At 62.0% G+C, this 20921-nt stretch carries 20 protein-coding genes, 2 tRNA genes and 1 pseudogene; 16 read left to right on the forward strand and 7 right to left on the reverse strand.

Going from position 1 to position 20921, the window contains the following annotated elements; genetic code table 11:
- Positions 1-13: 13 nt before the first annotated feature.
- The 14 genes from NKI97_RS14885 (at position 14) to NKI97_RS14950 (ending at position 13077) form a co-directional block, all read left to right on the forward strand.
- The gene (locus NKI97_RS14885; protein ID WP_352449369.1) at positions 14-481 is read left to right on the forward strand and encodes a peroxiredoxin; all 468 of its coding nucleotides are present in this window, start codon (positions 14-16) and stop codon (positions 479-481) included.
- 138 nt (positions 482-619) lie between these two features.
- A complete protein-coding gene (locus NKI97_RS14890) occupies positions 620-1900 on the forward strand; it encodes a M23 family metallopeptidase (RefSeq protein WP_352834904.1) in 1281 nt (426 codons plus the stop codon).
- Positions 1901-2112: 212 nt separating this feature from the next.
- Positions 2113-3549 (forward strand): FAD-binding oxidoreductase, encoded by a 1437-nt coding sequence (locus NKI97_RS14895; protein ID WP_352834907.1) that lies wholly within the window; start codon positions 2113-2115, stop codon positions 3547-3549.
- Positions 3546-4286 (forward strand): FadR/GntR family transcriptional regulator, encoded by a 741-nt coding sequence (locus NKI97_RS14900; protein ID WP_352449366.1) that lies wholly within the window; start codon positions 3546-3548, stop codon positions 4284-4286. Before NKI97_RS14895 ends, NKI97_RS14900 begins: the two co-directional genes overlap by 4 nt.
- 2 nt (positions 4287-4288) lie before the next feature.
- On the forward strand, positions 4289-4726 hold the full coding sequence (locus NKI97_RS14905; protein WP_352834910.1) for a VOC family protein: 438 nt from the start codon (positions 4289-4291) through the stop codon (positions 4724-4726).
- A gap of 90 nt (positions 4727-4816) precedes the next feature.
- Complete coding sequence (locus NKI97_RS14910) at positions 4817-5845, forward strand: ABC transporter substrate-binding protein (RefSeq protein ID WP_352835131.1); 1029 nt, start codon at positions 4817-4819, stop codon at positions 5843-5845.
- Entirely contained in the window at positions 5845-6618 is a 774-nt protein-coding gene (locus tag NKI97_RS14915) for an ABC transporter ATP-binding protein (protein WP_352449364.1), read from the forward strand. Before NKI97_RS14910 ends, NKI97_RS14915 begins: the two co-directional genes overlap by 1 nt.
- Positions 6615-7370: an ABC transporter permease gene (locus NKI97_RS14920; RefSeq protein ID WP_352746424.1), complete on the forward strand. Its 756-nt coding sequence runs from the start codon at positions 6615-6617 to the stop codon at positions 7368-7370. Before NKI97_RS14915 ends, NKI97_RS14920 begins: the two co-directional genes overlap by 4 nt.
- 121 nt (positions 7371-7491) lie before the next feature.
- Positions 7492-8658, forward strand: a complete 1167-nt coding sequence (locus tag NKI97_RS14925) for an ROK family transcriptional regulator (RefSeq protein WP_352449363.1) — start codon at positions 7492-7494, stop codon at positions 8656-8658.
- Positions 8655-9419: an ATP-binding cassette domain-containing protein gene (locus NKI97_RS14930; RefSeq protein ID WP_352449362.1), complete on the forward strand. Its 765-nt coding sequence runs from the start codon at positions 8655-8657 to the stop codon at positions 9417-9419. Before NKI97_RS14925 ends, NKI97_RS14930 begins: the two co-directional genes overlap by 4 nt.
- Before the next feature lie 39 nt (positions 9420-9458).
- Entirely contained in the window at positions 9459-10499 is a 1041-nt protein-coding gene (locus tag NKI97_RS14935; RefSeq protein ID WP_352449361.1) for a sugar ABC transporter substrate-binding protein, read from the forward strand.
- A 162-nt stretch (positions 10500-10661) separates the two neighbouring features.
- Positions 10662-11657 carry an ABC transporter permease gene (locus NKI97_RS14940; protein WP_352449360.1) on the forward strand — a complete coding sequence of 332 codons (996 nt, stop codon included), beginning with the start codon at positions 10662-10664 and terminating at the stop codon, positions 11655-11657.
- Positions 11654-12424: an SDR family oxidoreductase gene (locus tag NKI97_RS14945; RefSeq protein WP_352834914.1), complete on the forward strand. Its 771-nt coding sequence runs from the start codon at positions 11654-11656 to the stop codon at positions 12422-12424. The genes NKI97_RS14940 and NKI97_RS14945 overlap by 4 nt, the downstream gene beginning before the upstream one ends.
- Positions 12421-13077 carry a GNAT family N-acetyltransferase gene (locus NKI97_RS14950; RefSeq protein ID WP_352834917.1) on the forward strand — a complete coding sequence of 219 codons (657 nt, stop codon included), beginning with the start codon at positions 12421-12423 and terminating at the stop codon, positions 13075-13077. Before NKI97_RS14945 ends, NKI97_RS14950 begins: the two co-directional genes overlap by 4 nt.
- Before the next feature lie 200 nt (positions 13078-13277).
- Here the strand turns inward: NKI97_RS14950 and NKI97_RS14955 are convergent, their stop codons facing one another.
- Together NKI97_RS14955 and NKI97_RS14960 are read right to left on the reverse strand one after the other, a co-directional pair.
- A complete protein-coding gene (locus tag NKI97_RS14955) occupies positions 13278-13616 on the reverse strand; it encodes a hypothetical protein (protein WP_352636885.1) in 339 nt (112 codons plus the stop codon).
- A 186-nt stretch (positions 13617-13802) separates the two neighbouring features.
- A tRNA-Val gene (locus NKI97_RS14960) sits at positions 13803-13878 on the reverse strand.
- 217 nt (positions 13879-14095) lie between these two features.
- On the opposite strand from NKI97_RS14960, the gene NKI97_RS14965 reads away from it, so the two are divergent.
- Positions 14096-14172: transfer RNA gene (locus NKI97_RS14965), tRNA-Asp, on the forward strand.
- A gap of 62 nt (positions 14173-14234) precedes the next feature.
- Here the strand turns inward: NKI97_RS14965 and NKI97_RS14970 are convergent.
- From NKI97_RS14970 to NKI97_RS14990, 5 genes are all read right to left on the reverse strand, one after another.
- Positions 14235-14714: a hypothetical protein gene (locus tag NKI97_RS14970; protein WP_352834919.1), complete on the reverse strand. Its 480-nt coding sequence runs from the start codon at positions 14712-14714 to the stop codon at positions 14235-14237.
- 159 nt (positions 14715-14873) lie between these two features.
- Positions 14874-16520, reverse strand: a complete 1647-nt coding sequence (locus NKI97_RS14975) for an ATP-dependent nuclease (RefSeq protein WP_352834922.1) — start codon at positions 16518-16520, stop codon at positions 14874-14876.
- Positions 16521-17101: 581 nt separating this feature from the next.
- Positions 17102-18043, reverse strand: coding sequence for a ribokinase (rbsK, locus tag NKI97_RS14980; RefSeq protein WP_352449356.1), 942 nt, complete (start codon positions 18041-18043; stop codon positions 17102-17104).
- Between the two features lie 4 nt (positions 18044-18047).
- Positions 18048-18500, reverse strand: a complete 453-nt coding sequence (locus NKI97_RS14985; protein WP_352834925.1) for an RbsD/FucU family protein — start codon at positions 18498-18500, stop codon at positions 18048-18050.
- A 31-nt stretch (positions 18501-18531) separates the two neighbouring features.
- Positions 18532-19590, reverse strand: coding sequence for an ABC transporter ATP-binding protein (locus NKI97_RS14990; RefSeq protein ID WP_352449436.1), 1059 nt, complete (start codon positions 19588-19590; stop codon positions 18532-18534).
- A 293-nt stretch (positions 19591-19883) separates the two neighbouring features.
- Here NKI97_RS14990 and NKI97_RS14995 point away from each other — a divergent pair.
- Positions 19884-20413, forward strand: a pseudogene (locus NKI97_RS14995) (sugar ABC transporter substrate-binding protein); the annotation flags it as partial.
- Between the last annotated feature and the right edge of the window lie 508 nt (positions 20414-20921).

The raw sequence follows: 20921 nt of genomic DNA on the forward strand, positions 1-20921 counted from the left end.
CAAGGGCATCGGTATGGCTGACCTCGACGTGGGCGATGTTGCGCCGCAGTTCGATCTTCCGCGCGACGGCGGCGGTTCACTCAGCCTCGCCGTATTGCTGGGAAAACCCATCGTACTCTATTTCTACCCACAGGACGACACCACAAGCTGCACCAACGAGGCGATCGGCTTTTCGCAGTTGAAGCCGGAGTTCGAAAAGGCCGGCGCTGTCGTCATCGGGCTCTCGCCGGACAGCGTCAAGAAACACGACAAATTCAAGGCGAAATACGATCTGAGCGTCAACCTTGTCGCCGACGAAGAGCGCAAAGTGATCGAGGCTTACCATTTGTGGGTGGAAAAGAAGCTCTACGGCCGCACCTATATGGGCGTCGAGCGGGCGACGTTCCTGATAGGCCGGGACGGACGCATCGCCAGGATCTGGCGCAACGTCCGCGTCAAGGGGCACGCCGAAGAGGTGCTGGAGGCGGTTCACGCTCTTTGAGAGCTGCGCCAGGCCGCTGCAATTCGATGCCCGTTTTGCGCGAAGACCTTTGGTTGTCGTTCGATCCGGCAAAACTTTGTTAACCCTAATAATGTGTAATCAGGCTCGTCGTTGGTGTCGTAACGAAAGCTTGGTCCCGTGAACGTAGCCAGTCAGTCAGCGGTCTTCGGCAGACGCAAAGAGCCCCACACGGTCATCATCGCCCGGGGCGACCAGATAAGGCATTTCACCATACGCCCGTGGCTTGCGGCATTTTGCGGCTCGGCGCTGGCGGCGATCGTCATCGGCTACCTGCTGGCGACCTCCTATCTGGTGCTGCGCGACGATCTGATCGGCGCCACGACGGCGCGGCAGGCGCGCATGCAGCAGGCCTACGAAGACCGCATCTCGGCACTGCGCAGCCAGGTCGACCGCATCACCAGCCGCCAGCTACTCGATCAGCAGCTGATGGAAACCAAGGTCAGCGAGCTGCTGGAACGGCAGAGCCAGCTCAGCCTGCGTCACGGCCGTCTCGGCCCGATCCTCGAACGAGCCGAAACCGAGATCGCAACGCCGCCCGTGCCGGCGGCAAAGCCGGACGAACATGCCGACGCGACCGGCAGCATCCAGCCGACGGCGTATACTGTCGCCAGCCTTGCCGCCCCCCTTGCCAGCAACGACACCAGGCCGTTCTCGCTGTGGTCGACCCGCGCCGATCCGCTGCCGAGCGAAAGCGCGGCCGACCGGGCAGACAAGCTCTTCGTTTCGATCAACAATTCGCTGAAGGCCATCGAGAGCCAGCAGCTCACCCGCATCGCCACACTGGCCGACAATGCCTACAAGAGCGCCGACGCGATCTCGCAGGCACTCGAGGCCGCCGGCCTGCCGGTCGACAGCGAATTCGAAAAGAGCGACGTCGGCGGCCCGCTGATACCACTCGACAGCTCGTTGGCCTTCGATAGCAAAGTCAAAGAGTTGGACGAAGCGCTTGACGCGCTGGATCATCTTAAAAAGGAAGCGCGCCGGCTGCCGCTCGCCAACCCCGCCCCCGGCCGCAGCGTCACCAGCCCATTCGGCGTGCGCACCGACCCCATCCTCGGCACGGCCGCCTTGCATTCCGGCATGGATTTCAGGGCGCCGGTCGGTATGCCAGCCAAGGTCACGGCAGCCGGCTTGGTCGTCAAGGCCGGCTGGAACGGCGGCTACGGCCGCGTGATCGAGGTCGACCACGGCAACGGTTTTGTGACGCGTTACGGGCATCTCAGCGAAATCGACGTCGCCGTCGGCCAGAAGCTCGATGCCGGAGACGTCATCGGCAAGACCGGCAACAGCGGCCGCTCGACCGGCCCGCATCTGCACTACGAGGTCCGCCACAATGGCGAGGCGATCGATCCGCTGCGGTTTCTGACGGTCGGCAAGAAAGTCGAGCGGTATCTGTAGAGCCGGGCTGCTCCCATCAATTGACCGGCATCGGCTGGCGCAGCCACACCAAGGCGGCCTCGCCTAAGTATCCTCGGGCGATCGCCCTCCGCTCTCTTCTCCCAGCAAACATTTCGCCTCCAGCCCTTGAGGGCTTGTGCCTCACAGCGTTGACTTCGACGCAGTTGTAGGATGATATGTATAAGCCTATCCCTTGGCCCAACAGGCTTGTAATGTCCGTTCATGGTATCCCGCCTGAAATTCTGAACGCCCTGGAGGGCGCCGTCGGACAAAGCGGCGTGGCCGCCGACGCTGGCGGCATGGCGAAATACCTCTTGGACTGGTCCGCGGATAATCGCGGCGGAGCCCTTGCGGTGCTGAAGCCTGCTTCCGTCAGCGAAGTCCAGGCTGTGGTGCGACTCTGCGATACGCTCGGGCTCGGAATCATCCCGCAGGGCGGGAACACAGGGCTGGTGGCGGGCGCAATCGACATCGACAGCCGTGGCGCGGTGGTCGTCAGCCTGGAGCGGTTGAACGGCATCCGTCTCGTCGACGCCGACAATTTCATCCTGCAGGCCGACGCCGGCTGCATCCTGCAGCACATCAAGGATGCGGCAGAGGCACAGGATTGCCTGTTTCCGCTGGCGCTCGGCGCGCAGGGAAGCTGCCAGATCGGCGGCAATGCGGCCAGCAATGCCGGCGGCACCAACGTGCTGCGCTATGGCATGGCGCGCGATCTCATCCTCGGCCTCGAAGTCGTCCTGCCCGACGGCGAATTGTGGAGCGGCTTTTCCGGCCTGCGCAAGGACAATCGCGGTTACGACCTGAAGCAACTCTTCATCGGCAGCGAAGGAACTCTCGGCATCATCACCGGAGTCGAGCTCAAGCTGTTTCCGAAACCGGCCCGGGTCGAGACCGCCTATCTCGGTCTCGCCTCGTTCGAAGCGGCAATCACCTTGTTCCGGCAGGCTCGCCGGGCCTCATCCGATCTGATTTCTGCCTTCGAGATCATTGGTTCGGAGTGCATCGACCTCGCGCGCTTGATCGATGCCGATATCGTTTCGCCGGTCGAAGCTCCCGTCCACGTGCTGATGGAACTCTCCGCAAGTGCTGCGGTCGATCTGCGCTCCATGCTGGTCGATTTCCTGGCCGGAGCGATGGAGAGCGGTCTGGTTGCCGACGCCGTTCTTGCTGAAAGCATCGCGCAAGCCAGGGCGTTCTGGGCCATTCGCGAGGGCTTGGTCGAGGGCCAGGCAAGACGCGGCTACCATGTGCGCACCGACCTTGCGGTCAGGATATCGGACATCCCTGCCCTCATCGGTCAGGCCCGCCAATTCGTGGCGCTGGAACATCCCGGTTGGCTGCCGCAGGCCTATGGCCATGCCGGCGACGGCAACATCCATTTCAACGTCCTGCCACCGCCTGGGCTAGCCGAGGGTGAAGCTCGTGCCCAGGGCGCGGAGATCACCGCCGGGCTCTACCAGATCGTCGGCGCGCTTGGCGGCTCGATCAGCGCCGAGCACGGTATCGGCCGCACCCGTCATCGCACTTTCTGGGCCGGCCTGGCGCCTGCCCATCGCCGGCTCATCACGGCCCTCAAAACAACGATGGACCCTCAGGGATCAATGAATCCCGGCTGCCTTCTGCCATCGACGGAGACCTTTCCATGAAGCAAAGACTGGCCGCTATCGGCACGGTGGAGGCGCTGCCGCATCGCGTTGCCGCGTTCCTCAGCCGCGAGATCGAATCCGGCGAGCTCAATCCGGGCACGCGGCTGCCGACCGAGCAGCAGCTCTCGGAAAAATTCGGCGTCAGTCGCAATGTGGTGCGCGAGGCGATCGCTCAACTCAGGGCCGATGGCATGATCGAAGCCCGGCAAGGCGTCGGTGCCTTCGTGCTGGCGCCGGAGCAGCGCGCGTCGATCCGCATCGATGGCGAGGCGCTGAAAGCGACCGGGAATATGGAACGGCTGTTCGAGCTGCGTTGCATACTGGAAGCCGAGTCAGCCGCGCTCGCCGCCGAACGGCGCGGGCAGGAGCACCTCGACGCAATCAAGGCGGCGCTAGACCGGATGAGCGGCGAGGAGCGCTGGGAAGAAGGCAGCATCGACGCCGACCTTTTGTTTCATCGCGAGATCGCGCGGGCGACCGGCAACAATTACATCCACACCTTTATTTCCTTCGTTTGCGAGCAGATCCGCCGCTCGATCCACTACGCGCGCCTCACCAATCCGCTGCACGACCTGGTCGAAGTCAATGTCGGGGAGCATGTGCGCATCTACGAGGCGCTGGTCGCGGGCGACCCCACGGCCGCCGAGGCGGCGATGCGCGCCCACATCGTCGGCGCCGCCGACCGCGTCGGCGTCAAGCTGCCGGCATCGCGCGCCGCGCACAGCACAGGGAAGTAGCCATGCCGCTCGGAGGCGCCTATGCGATTTCGGACGTCTGCCTGCTCGTCGAAAACATCGAGCGGACGGTTGAATTCTACGTCGAGAAACTCGGCTTTCGCCTGCGGCGCCGCGCCGAGGGCTTTGCCGACTTCCATGGCGAGGGCGTCACGCTGGCGGCATGGGAGATCGATCACATCAACCGGCACACCGGCGTCTCGAAGTTGAGGTCGCCGCGCCACGCACACAAGGTCTGCGTGGCGGTCAGGCTAGACGCGCCCGGCCAGATCGACCGGCTCCATGACGAACTGGCAGCCAAGGGCGTGCCCTTCTACGGCCCGCCGGAGGATTATGTCTGGAACGCGCGCTGCGCTTATTTCACCGATCCAGACGACACGCTTTGGGAATTATACGCCTGGCTCGACGGCGGCCCCGGCGACTATCACGACGAACAGCCGTAGACGACGCCGCGCCACGGGAACGGCGCGCAATGAAGAGACGAGAACGTCTTGCAACAGGAGCGAAAAATGAGTGGGAACAGAGACTACGACATGAACCGCCGCAGCTTCGTGAAAGCCGGCTTCGCCGCCGTCGCGGCAGTTTCGACCGGAACGCAGCTCGTGCTGACGCCCGGCGCCAGGGCTGCCGGAAAGATCGTCGTCCAGTATGACTGGCTGATGTCCAACGGACAGATCGGCGACATCGCGGCCGTCGCCAACGGCTATTTCAAGGACGTAGGTCTCGAGGTGGAATTCAGCCCGGGCGGTCCCAATGCGGCGACGGTGCCGCCGGTGATTTCGGGGGCCGCGCAACTCGGCCAGTTTTCCGAAACACCCCAGCTCTACGCGGCGCGTGCCAACGGCGTGCCGGTGAAGATCATCGCCTGCGGTTTCCGCACCGGTCCCTATGCCTTCACCTCGAAGCCTGCCAAGCCGATCCGCGGCGTGGCCGATCTCAAGGGAAAGAAGATCGGCATCCAGCCGACGGCGCGCTTCGTCATCGATGAGATCCTGGCCAAGAACGGCATTGATCCGTCCGAGGTCACCGTCGTCAATGTCGGCTTCGACAAGGCGCCGCTGGTGCGCGGCGACGTCGACGCGATTGGCGGATGGATCACCAACACCCAGGCGCTGAGCGTCGTCGGCGACGACAGGATCGATCTTCTGGTGCGCGATCTCGGGCTGAACTCCTATGCCGACGTCTATTTCGCTACCGACACCGCGATCGAACAGCATGCGGAAACGCTGGCGAAATTCATCGGCGCCGTCGCCAAGGGCTGGGGCTGGGTACACGCCAATCCACAGGAAGCCGTCAAGAAAATGGTCGCGGCCTATCCGGAAATGGACTTCGGCTGGGAGCAGAAGACGATCGATCTGGTGCTGAAACTTTCCTTCGACGGTGCAACCGCCAAGGACGGATGGGGAACCTTCGACCCCGCCTCGATCGAGGAGCAGCTGGCGCTGCTGGACAAGGTCGGCCAATACCCGAACGGCCGGCCCGCAGCAGCCGACGTCTACACCACCAAGGTACTCGAATTGTCGGCCGCTGACCGACCCAAGCTCGACGCGCCCGCCGCTTGATGGCGAACGCGATCGAGGCCCGCAGGCTGGATGTCGGCTATGGCGGCCGGCAGCCGATGGTGAAAGTGCTCTCCGCTCTCGACCTGTCGGTCGAGGCCGGCTCCTTCCTGTCGATCCTTGGACCTTCGGGATGCGGCAAGTCGACCCTGCTCCGTGTGGTCGCGGACCTGCTCGATCCGCTCGGCGGCTCGATCAGCGTGCTTGGCGACACACCGCATGCTGTCCGTTCGCGGCGCGATGTCGGTTTCGTCTTCCAGGACTCGACCCTGCTGCCCTGGCGCACCGTGCGCGACAACGTCCGCCTGCCGCTCGATGTCGGACAAGGCCGGCTTACCCGGACAATAGACGATCGAACCGACGAGCTGCTTGATCTGATGGGGCTTGCCGGGTTCGGTGAGCGTCTGCCGCACCAATTGTCCGGCGGCCAGCGCCAGCGCGTGGCGATCGCTCGGGCGCTGCTCGGGCAACCCAGGCTGCTTTTGATGGACGAGCCTTTCGGCGCGCTGGACGAGATCACCCGCGACCGCCTCAACGATGAGCTTCTGTCCTTGTGGCGGCGCACCGGCGCGACCATCCTTTTCGTTACCCATTCGATCGCCGAAGCCGCCTATCTCGGAGAACGGGTCATCGTTCTCGCCACCAATCCGGGCCGCCTGGCCAGGGACCTCGATATCCGGCCGTTCAAGCAGGAGGGCAACCGCTGTTCGCGCGAGGATCCGGCGATCGTTGCCGCGATGGCCGAACTGCGCGGCGCGCTGGAGCAGGCCTCATGAGGCAGGCGCCCTTGCCATCGGCGCTGGCCGTCGCCCTGCCCGTTTTTGGCGCGGCCTCGATTCTGCTCGCCTGGCAGTTTCTGCTGCCATGGCTCGGCGTGCCGGCCTATATCGTGCCGACGCCGACGGCCATATCAGGCGTATTCCGGAAGAGTCTTGCTTTGCTGCTCAGCAATCTCTGGCCGACGCTGATCGAGGCGCTGGCGGGATTTGTCATCGGCAACCTTGCCGGTGTGCTGCTGGCGGTGCTGTTCGTGCATAGCCGCATCCTGCAGGCCGCCTATTTTCCGATCGTGCTGTTCTTCAACACCATTCCCATCCTGGCGCTGTCCCCGATCATCATCCTGATCTTCGGGCTCGGCATGACGCCGAAGATCGTGATTGCGGCGGTGATCTGCTTCTTCCCGACGCTGGTCAACATGATCCGCGGGCTGAACTCGGCCAGCGACAACGAGCACGAACTGTTCCGGGTGCTATCGGCCACGCGCTGGGAGATCTTGTGGAGCCTGCGCCTGCCAAGAGCATTGCCGATGCTGTTCTCCTCGTTACGAATCGCTTCGGCCACGGCCGTGATCGGCGCCATCGTCGGCGAGTGGATCGGGTCGGATAAGGGCCTCGGCGCGCTCATCATCCAGGCGACCTTCAACTATCAATCAGACCGGCTCTATGCGGCGATCGTGCTGTCGTCGTCGTTGTCGATCGCGATCTTCGCAATCGTGGTTCTGCTGGAGCGCCGTGCCATCCGCTATTGACCATGCCTCTGAGCGGCCATCCGCCAGCTTCGCTCTGCACGGGCTGTCAATTTTATTTTTGAATTCCATTTGACTGAATAAATCTTCAGTGCCAGTCTAGCCTCTCTCGGGGGCACAAGGCATGGCATTGCGCGGGACCAATCAGGAGTTCGGGCGGCCGTATAACCGGCGGATCGTGCTCGAATCCATCCGCCTTCACGGACCGATCGCCCGCGGCGACATTGCCAGGCGGGTCGGGCTCACCGTGCAGACCGTGTCTACCATCGTTCGCGAGCTGGAAGAGCACGGTTACGTGTTGTCGCTGCGCGAAGAGCCCAAGGGGCGCGGCCTGCCACCGGCAACGCTGCGCATCAATCCGGAAGGCGGCTATGCCGTCGGCATCCACGTCACCCCGCTGGGCATCAATGCCGCCCTGATCAACCTAAGCGGCGATGTTATCGAGAGCACCTACCGCGAAGCCCCAAATGCAACGCCCGACCACGCTTTCGAGCTGATCGGCGCCATGGTGCTCGAATTGACGGCATTGCGGCCCGGTGGCCGCGTTCTCGGCATTGGCATGGCGCTGCCCGGACCGTTCGGCGTGGAGTCCATGAGCTTTGTCGGGCCGACCACCATGACCGGCTGGAAGGATGTGGCGCTGCGCGAGCGGCTGGCCGCCTCGACCGGACTGCCGGCCTTTTTCGAAACCGATATGGCGGCGGCTGCTATCGGCGAGCGCCTCTACGGCCTCGGAACGGCATATTCCGAGTATTACTATCTTTATTTCGGCGTCGGTCTCGGCGGCGTCATGGTGCATGACGGGGCGGCATTGCGCGGCGCCTGGGGAAACGCCGGTGAAATCGGCCACATTCCCGCGGTGCCGGGCGGCGAGCCCTGCCCCTGCGGCAATCGCGGCTGCCTCGAACGGTATCTCTCGCTCGAGGCGCTGCGGCGCCGCAACATCGCCGACGCCGAGTGGGTGAGCGAGATTGCGCCGATCTTCCGCAACGCCGTCACCATCATCGAAAACCTGTTCGATCCCGAAACCATCATCCTCGGCGGGCTTGCCTCCACCGACCTGCTCGAAAGGCTTGCCGGCGCGGCCGCGCACCTGCCCAATTCGGTCTCGGCGCGAAGCGACCGCGCGACGCCCCGCGTCAGCGTCGCGCGCGGCGGCCAGCATGCGGTGTTGCGCGGCGCCGCCGCGCTTGCCGTCTCAGGAGTGCTGTCGCCACGCTTCGGCCAGATCTTCACCGCCGAACGCGAACGCGGGCGGGATCTCTTGCATAACAAGGGGATCGCGGCATGAGCGAACCGCTGCTGGTGCTCGATAACGTAGCCAAGAATTACGGCGCCATCGAAGCGCTGAAAGGCATCAGCTTTTCGATCGGCAAGGGCGAAGTGGTGGCGCTTCTGGGTGACAACGGCGCCGGCAAATCGACGCTGGTCAAGATCATTGCCGGCGGCCTGGAGCCGACCTCCGGCCGCATGCTGTTCGAAGGCAAGGAATTCCTCGCCAAATCCCCCGCCGAGGCCAAGGCCGCGGGGATCGAGACGGTCTACCAGGACCTGTCCCTCTGCACCAATGTCGACGTGGTCGCCAATTTCTTCATGGGCCGCGAGATCACCAGGAAGGTTCTCGGCATTCCAGTGCTCGACGAGCGCGCCATGGAGCAGGTGGTACAAAAGGCACTGGCCAGCGCCGGCACCCGCATTCCCTCGCTTCGCACCAATGTCGAGCATCTTTCCGGCGGCCAGCGGCAGGCCATCGAGCTCAACCGATTCGTGCATTTTGGCGGCAAGCTGGTGCTTCTCGACGAGCCGTTCGCGGCACTCGGCGTCGAGCAGACGCGGCGCGGCCTCGACATGATCCGCCAGGTGGCGAGCCAGGGCATCGGCGTCGTCATCATCACCCATATCATGCAACAGGCCTTCCAGGTCGCCGACCGGATCGTGGTGATCCGGCAAGGCGTCGTGGCGGGCGACGTCGCACGCAACAAAACAAGTCCCGACGCGGTGATCAAAATGATCACCGGAGAGACGCTCGCCGGTGCCGGACCGGCAAGCTGAGGGACATATGAGGGGTCCGGCGCAAGAGGAGCGAACGACATGAAGAAAATACTTCTTTCCGTCTTCGGTATCCTGGCACTGGCCTTTGCCACGCTCACGCCGGCATTCGCCCAGTCCAAGGGCACCGTCTACTACATGGTGCCGACATTGCTCGATGAGTTCCAGACCGGCTCGGTGAGCGCGCTGGAATTGTTCCTGAAGCAGGTCGGCTACGAGATGAAGACGCTGAACGCCGACAACAAGACCGACGCTCAGCAATCCCAGATGAACGACGTCATCGCGCTGAAGCCGTCGGCGATCATCCTAGCCGCCGTCGATTTCAATGCGCTGAAACCGTCGATCGAGGCCGCCCGTGCCGCCGGCATCCCGGTCGTCGAGTTCGACCGCCAGATCACCTCGACCCCGTCCGACTTTACCTCGGTGGCCGGAACCGTCGAGATCGGCTACGTCGCCGCCGATCAGGCGCAAAAGCTCCTGACCGCGAAAAACGGCTCGGTGAAGGGCAAGATCCTGCAGGTGCTCGGCGATCCGGGCGACCCCTACACGCTCGATATCCAGAAGGGTTTCGAGGAGAAGATGAAGGCGTTCCCGGACGTCAAGATCATCTCGCTGCCGGCCATGCAATGGGAGGCCAGCAACGCCGGCACCATCGTTGCCGACCAGATGCTCGCCAATCCCGACATCGACCTGATCTTCAGCCATGCCGCGCATCTTTCGGTCGCTGCCGTCGCCTCGCTCGAGGCTGCCGGCAAAAAACCGGGCGACGTCATGCTGATGAGTTCGAACGGCGCTCCGGTCGGCCTCGACCTGATCCGCAAGGGCTGGCTCAACGTCGAAGTCGAGCAGCCGCTCTACGCCCAGGCCGCGGCCGTCGCCATGTTCATGGACAAGGTGGTCAACAAGCAGGAGATCAAGCCCGGCGAATACGACGTGCTCGGCCTGAAGTCGACCGTGACCAAGGAAGCCTGGGGGCCAAACATCAAGATCCCCGGCGCTGCGATCACCAAGGAAAATGTCGATAACCCGGCCTTCTGGGGCAACATGAAGCCGCCGACCGAAACCATAAAGCCGGTCGAATAGCAACTCGCCAAACGCTCCGGGCCACAGGCCCGGAGCCTTAGCCCTGCAGCTGTGCGCGTTAGAACGGACGCGCACGGGAATGCTGCAGTAATTTTCAACCGCGCCTGATCTTTCCGAAGAACCGAGTGGTTTTTTGGGCTGACGCGCCAACCGGATCCGCAGATGAACCCCCGCACGCGCCAAACCCTCGAGTTCATCCTCGACAATCTCGTCTGGTTCATGCTGGTCTTCGTGCTGGTGGTCTTTTCCATCCTCATCCCCAACTATTTTCAGCTCGGCATCTTCGCCAACATTATCGAGGCCTCGAGCGTGCTCGGCGTCATGTCGATCGGCCTGGCGCTGGTCATCATCGCCGGCCATATGGACCTGTCGGTCGAATCGGTGGCGGCGCTCAGCGCCATGGCGGTCGGCATCCTGTTCTGCTCGTCGGGCATCGGCCTTGGCATCCAGTTGCAGCCGCAATGGCTGATGGTTCCCGTTTCGCTGCTCATCGCGCTTGCCGTCGGCGGCCTCATCGGCGCCATCAACGGCTACCTGGTGGTCAAGGTGAAGATGAGCGCCTTCATCATCACGCTGGCCTCCTACATCTGGGTGCGCGGCCTCGTGCTGGTCATCTCCGGCGGCCGCTCGGCGCAGGACCTTGCGCCGGCAATCCGCTGGTTCGGAATCCAGCGTCTGGGCGGCCTGCCGCTGACTGCCTGGATCGCCATTGCGTGCTTCGTGGTGTTCTCGCTGATCATGGCCAAGACGCCCTTCGGCAGGCACCTGGTCATGATCGGCGGCAACGAGACGGCGACCTTTCGCGCCGGCATCCGCGTCAACCGCAACCTGGTCATAGCCTTCGTTCTCGCCGGCGCCATCGCCGGCCTTGCCGGCTGGCTGCTGGCGATCCGCACCTCCGGCGCGACAGCTAATCTCGGGGTCGGCCTGTTGTTCAATGCCTTCGCCGCGGTCGTCATCGGCGGCGTCAGCCTGAAGGGCGGCGTCGGCACCTTGCCCGGCGTCTATGCCGGCGTGCTGCTGCTTTCGGCCATCAATACGGCGATCAATTTGATGGGTCTGCCGGCCAACTTCACCCAGGTGATCCATGGCCTGCTCGTCCTCGCCGCGGTGCTGCTCGACGCCTTCAAGCAAACCATCCGCCAGAGGCTGGCATGACCGGCCGTCTGGAAGACAAAGTCGCGCTGATCGTCGGCAGCGCACGTGGCATCGGCAAGGGCATCGCACAGCGTTTTGCCGAAGAGGGCGCGAAGCTGGTCCTGGCCGACACCGAGGCCGAGGCCGGGCAAGCGACCGCGAACGAACTCGGTGCCGCCTTCATCCGCACCGACATCTCGCAGATGGCCGATGCGCAAGCCGCCGTGGCGCTGGCCCTCGACCGTCACGGCCGACTCGACATCATGGTGCAAAATGCCGGCATCTATCCCTGGCAATTGCTGGAAAACACCAGTCCCGACGACTGGGACCGGGTCATGGCGGTAAACTTGCGCGGCAGCTTCATCGCTGCTCGCGCCGCACTGGTGCCAATGAAGGCACAGCATTTTGGCCGCATGCTGTTCACCTCCTCAATCACCGGCCCGCATGTCACCAGCCCCGGCCACGGCCATTATTCAGCGACCAAGGCCGGCATCAATGGGCTGATCCGTTCGGCTGCGCTCGAATTCTCGGGCTACGGCATTACAGTCAACGGCGTCGAGCCCGGCAACATCCTCACTGAAGGCATAGAGCAGAACCGCGGTGCTGCCTTCATCAAGAACATGGAAGACGCCATCCCGCTCGGCCGTCTCGGCAGCCCGCGCGACGTGGCCAACGCCTTCCTGTTCCTGGCCTCTGACGACGCCAGCTACATCACCGGCACGACCATCATCGTCGACGGTGGGCAGCTTTTGCCCGAGGGCAAGGATTTCCGGCTGCTGCCGCCATGATCCTCGATTTCGGCGGCGGTTTCTTCCTGCGCCGGGCGACCACCGCCGATCGTGCAGCGCTTGCGATGATCTGTCTCAAGACCGGCGATGCCGGCAAGGACGCCAGCGGCCGCGAGGACGACCCGGAACTGCTCGGCCTCCTCTACACTATTCCCTACCAGGTGCTCGAACCCGAGCTGGCCTTCATTATCGATAGTCCCGCAGGTGCGGCCGGCTACCTGCTTGGCGCGGCCGATACGGGCGCTTTCAATGCCAGCCTGGCATCAGACTGGTATCCCGACCTTCAGCGGCGCGTGGCAGACCCGGGACCCGACAGCTCGCGCTGGCGCGGCAGCGACTGGGCGCGGCATCGGGTCCATCATCCCGATTTCGCTGTTCCGCCTGCGCTGACCGCCTATCCGTCGCATGGCCACATCGACCTGTTGCCGCAAGCGCGCGGGAAAGGCATCGGCAGGCGCGCGATGGCCTTCCTCGAGCAGGGGCTTGCCGCGAGCGGCTCGACCGGCATCCACCTCGAGGTCATGCCGGAGAACGATGGTGCGCTAAGGTTCTACAAGGCGATTGGATTTGAGGTGGTGCAGGACGCTGATTCATCGAAGCGTTGTGTTTATGTGGCGAAACGGATTGCTCACGCTCCGGCGATTGCAGGCTGATCTGCGACAAGCCAATCGCCCAAGTTGCAAAGAACCGGGAGGCCTATGGAAGTACAATGCTGCTGTTCTGCAGCAGCCAGTTGCCCGCGTGAACACCTTTGCCGCGGGAACGAAACCTTCGTCGCGTGCTCCACCGCAGACACGAAAGTCACCAGCATCAACACGGTGCGGGGCTAATCCGAGTGTTGGCGGAGCGTCTACTAGTTCAGTATGGGCGGCAAGGGAACATCCGCGACCGTTCCCCCGGCCACAATCGAGAGCACATAAAGCAGATAAATGGCTAATACCAACAGGGCGAGGAATGAACCGCTGGCAAAGACTCCTGCAACCGCGGCGTCGGGATAAGCTTCGACTTGTTCTTTCTTGAAGGTGTCTTCTTCGTTACGGGTTGTCTTCACAACCCGTTCGCCTGGAAGCCGGTTTTTTTCAGCTTCCTTCGATATCTTATCCGCGAGATCTCCTGCGATCACGGGATCGTCCGGAAGATGACTCGCAAGCCATCCAGGAATATTTTCGCTCCCGCCCATACCCATACGCAATTGAGATACTGCAAGTTGTAGCTTTCGGCAATCGTTTCCCTCATGAGAGGCAAGCAGATCAGACTTAAGTCCCTGCGGAAAGACAGTTTGAATCAGACCAAAGTCCGAGTAGCACAGTGATCGGATGCGTCTCACCTGGGCGATCAGCTTGAGCGGTGTAGCCCAAACTGAACACATCGAGGAAAATGGTGGGCGATGACGGGCTCGAACCGCCGACATCTTCGGTGTAAACGAAGCGCTCTACCAACTGAGCTAATCGCCCGCCCCGGGCCGGACCTTTAAGCAGTTAGGATCGGCTTCGCAAGGCCAAATGAGCGACGAGTGGCTTGGCCGGGAGCCGGTTTCGGCAACAAAGTTCGGCTTGTCAAAAAACCTTCTCCTGTTTGCTGTTATGCTGTCCGGGTCCGCTTGACACCCGGTGGCTTACCCCTTATCCACCGCCCCAACGACGAACACGGCTGACACGTGCTCGTCCATGCGCGGGTGTAGCTCAGTTGGTTAGAGTGCCGGCCTGTCACGCCGGAGGTCGCGGGTTCGAGCCCCGTCACTCGCGCCATTTATTTCAAGGGGTTAGCTACCGCCCCTTGAAAGGTTTCAACTTTCATTTTCCTGAGAGTTTCAACTTTTTGTATTCGTTGCGTTCCAGGCCGAGCAATTTGCGGCCTTTGCGGCGCGAGGCATCGGCCGAGCGGACGGCCGCGAGATTGACCGGCATATAGGTCTTCTGCAGCGCCTTGTTCTCGTCGAACGAGTTGCCATCTTGGCCGAGATCGCCTCGACCGAGGCGCCGCCGGCATTGGCCTCGACCGCGCCGGAACGCCGCATGTCCATCAGCCGCCGCTTCTCCCCTGCCCCGAAAACCAGCGTGCGCAGTTCGGCGAAGTCGTCGACCAGCGCATCCTTGGCGTAGGGAATGCCGGCACGCGGCCGGCTGCCCTTGGCGCCCGGCGTGAAGCCGCGCGACCGGAAGATCGGCGCATCGTCGAGCAGTGTGACGCCGAGCGATTCGACATAGGCGAGCACCAGGCGCTGCGTGCGCGGCGACAGCGTGCCGAAAGCTGCCTCGCCGCTCTTGGTGCGCGCGATGAGAAAGCCCATTCCTGCACGGCCTGCGCGGGTGTGAGCGTGCGCACGTCGACCGGCGTGAAGGGGGTGTCCCAGGCTACCGCGATAGTGCAGGCCAGCCCGCGGTAGCCGGCGCCAGGCGCCCTTGACCAGGCGAACCGCCGTGCCCCATATCGTCCACTTCTAGATCTATTAAGGAGTGCCTTTTCGCGATGCGTCTCGAACCCAAGATGCTATCTTGGCCATAAAGCCCCATACATCTCCCTTTTCTGGGCGGACATATGCGGATGAGGCGGGGTCACTTCCCAAAGCGCCAAGCATGTTAATTGTCCAGTCAGTTTTCTTTCCCTGCACGCCGAGTTGGCTAAGCCAATTCTCAAGTTCTCCGCCTCTAACGACGAAAATGCCGTAGTCTCCAACAGTATTAAAAAACTGATCCGCCGCGAGCCGGTCGTCTGGAGATAGAATTGCGACGCCGCCCTCTGTCTTCATATCTCTGCCGCCGGCGTCAAACCTGGCCTTTAATGCTATTCTCTGGTTGGAAAATCCGTCTCGCAAAATTAGCGGAACTTTCGCCGCTGCCATCCAGTCCAGCCACGTCTTCCCGCCATCCTTTATGATATCTATGTCTGTAATGGCGGCGGCCGGAACGCCAAAAGCTCTCAGTGGACCGACTATGTCCTTGATCGTCTGCTTATTTTGAGCGTTGATGAACAGAACGGATGGGAATGCCCCACCGCTCTGCTCGGAAAGACGATAGTATATTTCTGAATAAAAGGCACGATCATTGTCCGATTCCGTTATCACTACGCCATCATGGAAAAGCGATGAAACTACGTTCGCACTTCTCATCAATGGTCTTCTTAATAACTCTCCTAATACCTCTGGGCTTATTAGCTTCCCTCTCGACTTCCCATCCACGTACTCGAGTCTAACTATTTGCACGTTCTTAGCCTCTTGAATACAGCCCATTAGAAAATCCGGGCTGTGCGTTGAGGCCATGAGTGTTCCGTTTTTCTCCAAGGCGGACCTTGCAAGGTGCCTGCCCAGTTTTCTGGCCAGCGGAGGGTGAAGGAAAGCTTCAGGCTCGTCGATGAGGACGCTGTGAAATTCTCCCGAGAATACGGCGGCAGTGATTCCTACAAATGCCTGCACCCCATCTCCAGTCTCCTCGATACCGATAGCTTTCCTAAAATATTCTCGTGCGTAACTATTCAACGATTGTTCATCTTCGACTGGCTTTTCCGGGCTAACTTTTAGCCTTAGCCACCCAACCTTTGTCGGATCAATAGTCAAGAATACGTTGAAAGCATCGTACACAATATCTTGGACCTTCGACCTGCTTTTTTCGTCGTCAAAAAGACTTCGCAATATGTTTTGAGGAAATAAAGTGAGATCTCCTGCCTCTTTTTCGTCCGTCAAGTAAAATCGAGATCGACCGTCGAGCCGAGTAAAACCCCATCTCGCGTATTGTCTCGCCCATGCCGTCTTATCTTCCTTGCGCTTTGCTTGCAGCTTAAAATCAAGCAACGTTACCCTTTCAAATTGCAGTCCATGCCTTGGATCTATATGTCCTAATACCGCCTGGTGGTCTATGTGATGCTGCAACTTCGCAAATTTCTCCAACGCATCGTCCAATTCTTTTTCTGATGGCCAATACACCTCGAAATCTCGAATTACTTTGAAAGTAGAATCAACTCCTTGTTGAGATAGCAACTCAAATTCACGAAGAACCAGACTCTTTCCAGAATTGTTTGGCCCAACGAATATCGTAATTCCTTTTGTAGGAATGACGATGTCATGACTGTCTGTAAATTTTAAAGTTATATTTTCGAACATAACTCCTCCCCTTGATAGACATTATTTTCCTTATAAAATCATTCGTGCCTTGGCTTGTGCCCTAAATCTTGTCCCTTGAGCGCTGCTGAGCGGCCGACGTAGCTGTGCATCGAGCGAACGTGGATCGCACTGTCTTGCGCTATGGGGGGATGACATCCTAGATGGTTGTTGCCATTTGCCCAGTTTCGCTCATCCACAGTCTACTCCCGGGCGGTCGGAAAGGGCAGTTTCAACTTGGCCGCTTTTGCCGGCAATTCGCAAGCGCTGAGAGTTGAAACCACATATTGATGGTCTTCGGCTTTTCACTGGCCTGTGACGCCGGAGATCGCGGGTTCGAGCCCCGTCACTCGCGCCATTTCTCCTTCGGGCCACGGCCCCTGGTGTCGGAGAAATGTCGACGTTGATTTGTCAAAAACTCTTGGTTCATGAGGTAACCCAGATTCATTGCTTCGAATCTGGGATTGATCCTCATCCATCGACTTATCAACCTGTCGTGGACCGAGCCTTAAGACAACAGCTTCTCGGACAAGTGCTGAGTCTAACCCATTCGCTCTCGCCCACAGCCTGGTCCCCATACGGTCTCACCCCTCGGCGAGCAGCGCCTCGACTTCCTGCAGCGTCGGCATGGACGGCGCGGTGCCTGGGCGCGTCACAGAGATGCCGGCGACGGCGCAGGCGAAGCGCACCGCTTCCAGAGGTTCGATCCCCCTCGACAGCGCGGCAGCCAGGCCGCCGTTGAAGGCGTCGCCAGCGCCTGTGGTCTCGACCACCGGGCCGGCGGCGACCGCTGCGACATGCTCGGAACGGTCGGCCGTGTGCAGCAGCGCACCGTTTTCGCCAAGCGTCACGATGACTGCCCCAACGCCCTTCTCAAGCAGGCTGTCGGCGGCACGGCGGGCATCATCGATGGAGGATACCTTGATGCCGGTCAGTTCCTCGGCCTCAGTCTCGTTCGGCGTGACATAGTCGCAAAGCGTGTAGATGCGGTCCGGAAGCTTGGCCGCGGGCGCCGGGTTGAGGATGGTGGTCACCCCTGCCCCGCGCGCGATCTCCAGCGCCCGCAGCGCCGCCTCGATCGGCTGTTCGAGTTGGGTGACGAAGACGCCGGCCGCGCGGATCAGGCCGGCATTTGCCTCGATATCGGCGGGCGAGATCAGCATGGCCGCACCGGGACTGACGATAATGGCGTTGTTGCCGCTCGTCTCCTCGATGAAGATATAGGCGGCACCGGTGTAGCTTTCCGGCGTGTCGATGACGGCGCTCTTCACGCCGGCCTGCGACCAGGTCTGTCTCGCCATATCGGCAAAGGGGTCGACCCCGAGGCGGGTAAGGAAGGTGACATCGGCGCCGAGCCGGCCGGCTGCCACCGCCTGGTTCGAGCCCTTGCCGCCGGGGCCGAGCGTGAAGGACGTGCCCAGGATCGTCTCGCCCATGCGCGGCTGGCGGGCGGCGCGGTAGGCCGTATCGGCGACGAAGACGCCCAATATGACAACCGGCTTCATGACGATCGGTTTCGCCGGCATGCCGCTACTCCGCATCCGGTGGCACGACGCCCTTGCGGAACGCAAAACAGCCATAGAAGCGGCGCTCGCCGGTCTGGATGACGCAATAGGCCTTCTTGGCCCGTTCGTAGAAGGCGTAGCGCTCGACCGAGATCATCGGCCAGGCCTTGCCCTCGGCGGCATCGATCTCTTTTTGCACTTCCTGCTGCACGGCGGGAATGTCGTCCGGCTTGCCGACGATCTCCATGCACGCGGCCGCGTCGTCGACGAAGGTGTCCAGCGGATAGAGCGACAGTACCGCCTTGACCACGTCGGCCGCCGACGCATCGACGCGCAGCAGCCGGCCAAGCACGGTCTGGCGCGCCACCGAATCGGACGGGAAATTGGTGTCGGCGATAATCAGATCGTCACCGTGGCCCATCGCCCGCAGCGCCTGCAGCACATCGGCATTGAGCAGCGGATTGATTCCTTTGAGCATGGTATTCCTCGCGAAGTTTGCTGGGGCGAAATCAGAGACGCTTGCCGGTCTCTGCGTCGAAGAGATGCACCTGGTCGAGCCGCGGTTTCAGGTGCAGTGTGTCGCCCGGCTTGAAGTCGTGGCGCTCACGGAACAGCGCCACCATCTCGCCCTCGCCGAAGCGCAGGAACACCAAAGTCTCGGAACCGGTCGGCTCGACCACCGAAATCTTCGCCGGAACACCATCGGGATGGATTTCGAGATGCTCGGGCCGCACGCCGTAGACGACATTACGGCCATCCTCGACGGCACTGGTCGCCGCAATCGGGAACGGCGTCCCGGCGATCTCGACGACGGGCTTGTCGCCCTTGCGCACGACGCCCTTGAGCAGGTTCATCGAGGGCGAGCCGATGAAGCCGGCGACAAACAGGTTGGCCGGCCGGTCGAATAATTCCAGCGGCGCGCCGACCTGTTCGATGCGACCGTCGCGCATTACCACGATCTTGTCGGCCATGGTCATGGCCTCGATCTGGTCGTGGGTGACGTAGATGGTGGTGGTCTTCAGCCGCTGGTGCAGTTCCTTGATCTCGGTGCGCATCTGGACACGCAGCTTGGCGTCGAGATTGGAGAGCGGCTCGTCGAAGAGGAACACCTGCGGGTTGCGCACGATGGCGCGGCCCATGGCGACGCGCTGGCGCTGGCCGCCAGAGAGCTGGCGCGGATAGCGCTTGAGGTAGGGATTGAGGTCGAGGATGTCGGCGGCGCGCTTGACGCGCTCAGTGACCACCGCCGGGTCGGTTTTGCGCAGCTTGAGAGCAAAGGCCATATTCTGCTCGACCGTCTTGTGCGGATAGAGCGCGTAGTTCTGGAACACCATGGCGATGTCGCGCTTGGCCGGCGGCAGATGGTTGACGATGCGCTCGCCGATGGCGATGGTGCCGCCGGAGACCGTTTCCAGCCCGGCCACCATCCTCAGCAGTGTGGACTTGCCGCAGCCGGAAGGCCCGACCAGCACCACGAACTGCCCGTCGGCGATGTCGACGCTGACATCGTGCAGAACCTTGACGGTTCCGAACGCCTTGGCCACATTGCGGATCGCGACTTGAGCCATCATTCCCCCTTCAGTTGCCGTGAAGCTAAACAACGCAAACGGCGAGGGCAAGTCAGTCTCTTATAGATAAAAAACCCATTCACGTTGACACCGCACTTCGTTGTGCGAATAGTGACAGTGTCCGGCTTATGACCCTGTTCCGGGCGCACCGGTACGCTTGTCCGGCACTGAATGCCAAGCGTCGCGGGAGGGAGAATTCGGGCCGCTATTTACCGGAGTCGCTGTCGTTGGGGAACATAATCGGCGCTCCACCATCTGAACCAATTCACAATTGACCTTCTGGGAGGAACGAAATGAAAGTCAGCCTTTATAACCAACTTGTCCGCGCCGGGGCCACCCGCCGCGACGTGCTGAAGGGAGCGGCCAGCATGGCCGCCCTCGCGGCGGCCTCAAGCGCCGGACTTGGTGCGCTGACGCGCACGGCTGCGGCCGCCGACGACCTGCGTGCGCAGATCCTGCAGATCCCGGGTGTCGGCAAGGGTCAGCCGACCGATGCCGACTTCCAGCAGGTCGGCGAGCTTTGCCTTGGCGCCACCAAGAAGGCGAATTCGCCGGTGTCGAACTCACCTTCATGGGGCTCAACAACCAGAACCTGCACAATGTGCTGTTTCGCGGCTTCCTGAAGCCGTGGGAGACCTATACCGGCGCCAAGATCAACTGGATCGACCTGGCGCAGGCTGACTACAACGCCCGCCTGCAGCAGTCGATCGCGACCGGCACCGTCGATTTCGACATCATCGAAATGGGGGCACCGTTCGAAGGCGACGTCTGCGGCAAGGGTCTCACCTCCGAGATGCCGGACTGGGTCAAGGACCAGATCGACATGAAGGAAGGCACCGGCGGCACCGCGGCAGCGTCGACGGTTCCCGCCGGCGGTTCGAAATTCAATGGCGGTAACGGCGGTACGGGTGAGTCCGCCGGGTCTAAGCGTGGCGCGGGCGGTGGCGGTGCCGGGGGCACGAATGGAGCCGGTAACACTGGCGTCACCCCGGCTTCAGGCGGCACAGGTGGCTCCGGCGATGCGGGATCAGGTGGCGCAGGCGGCACATTTACTAACCCAGGGGGCGTCGGTGGTGCCGGTAGTGAATTCTCCATTACCGCAGGCGGCTCGGCTGGCTCTGGCGGTGGCGGCGGTGGTGCGTCAGGCAATTCAGGCGGCGGCGCTGGCGGGAACTATGGCGCTGGCGGCGGCGGGCGAGGAAATGGTCTAGGCACCAGCGGCGCGGGCACCGGGGGCCTTATCATCGTTCAGTATAATCCGGCGGTTTCGACCGACACGTCTGGCATGTTTCTGGTGTTTTAACCGATCGCCACCATTGGCCGTGACGACG

It is taken from the genome of Mesorhizobium sp. M0296 (genome assembly GCF_040321675.1).
Lineage (GTDB): Bacteria > Pseudomonadota > Alphaproteobacteria > Rhizobiales > Rhizobiaceae > Mesorhizobium.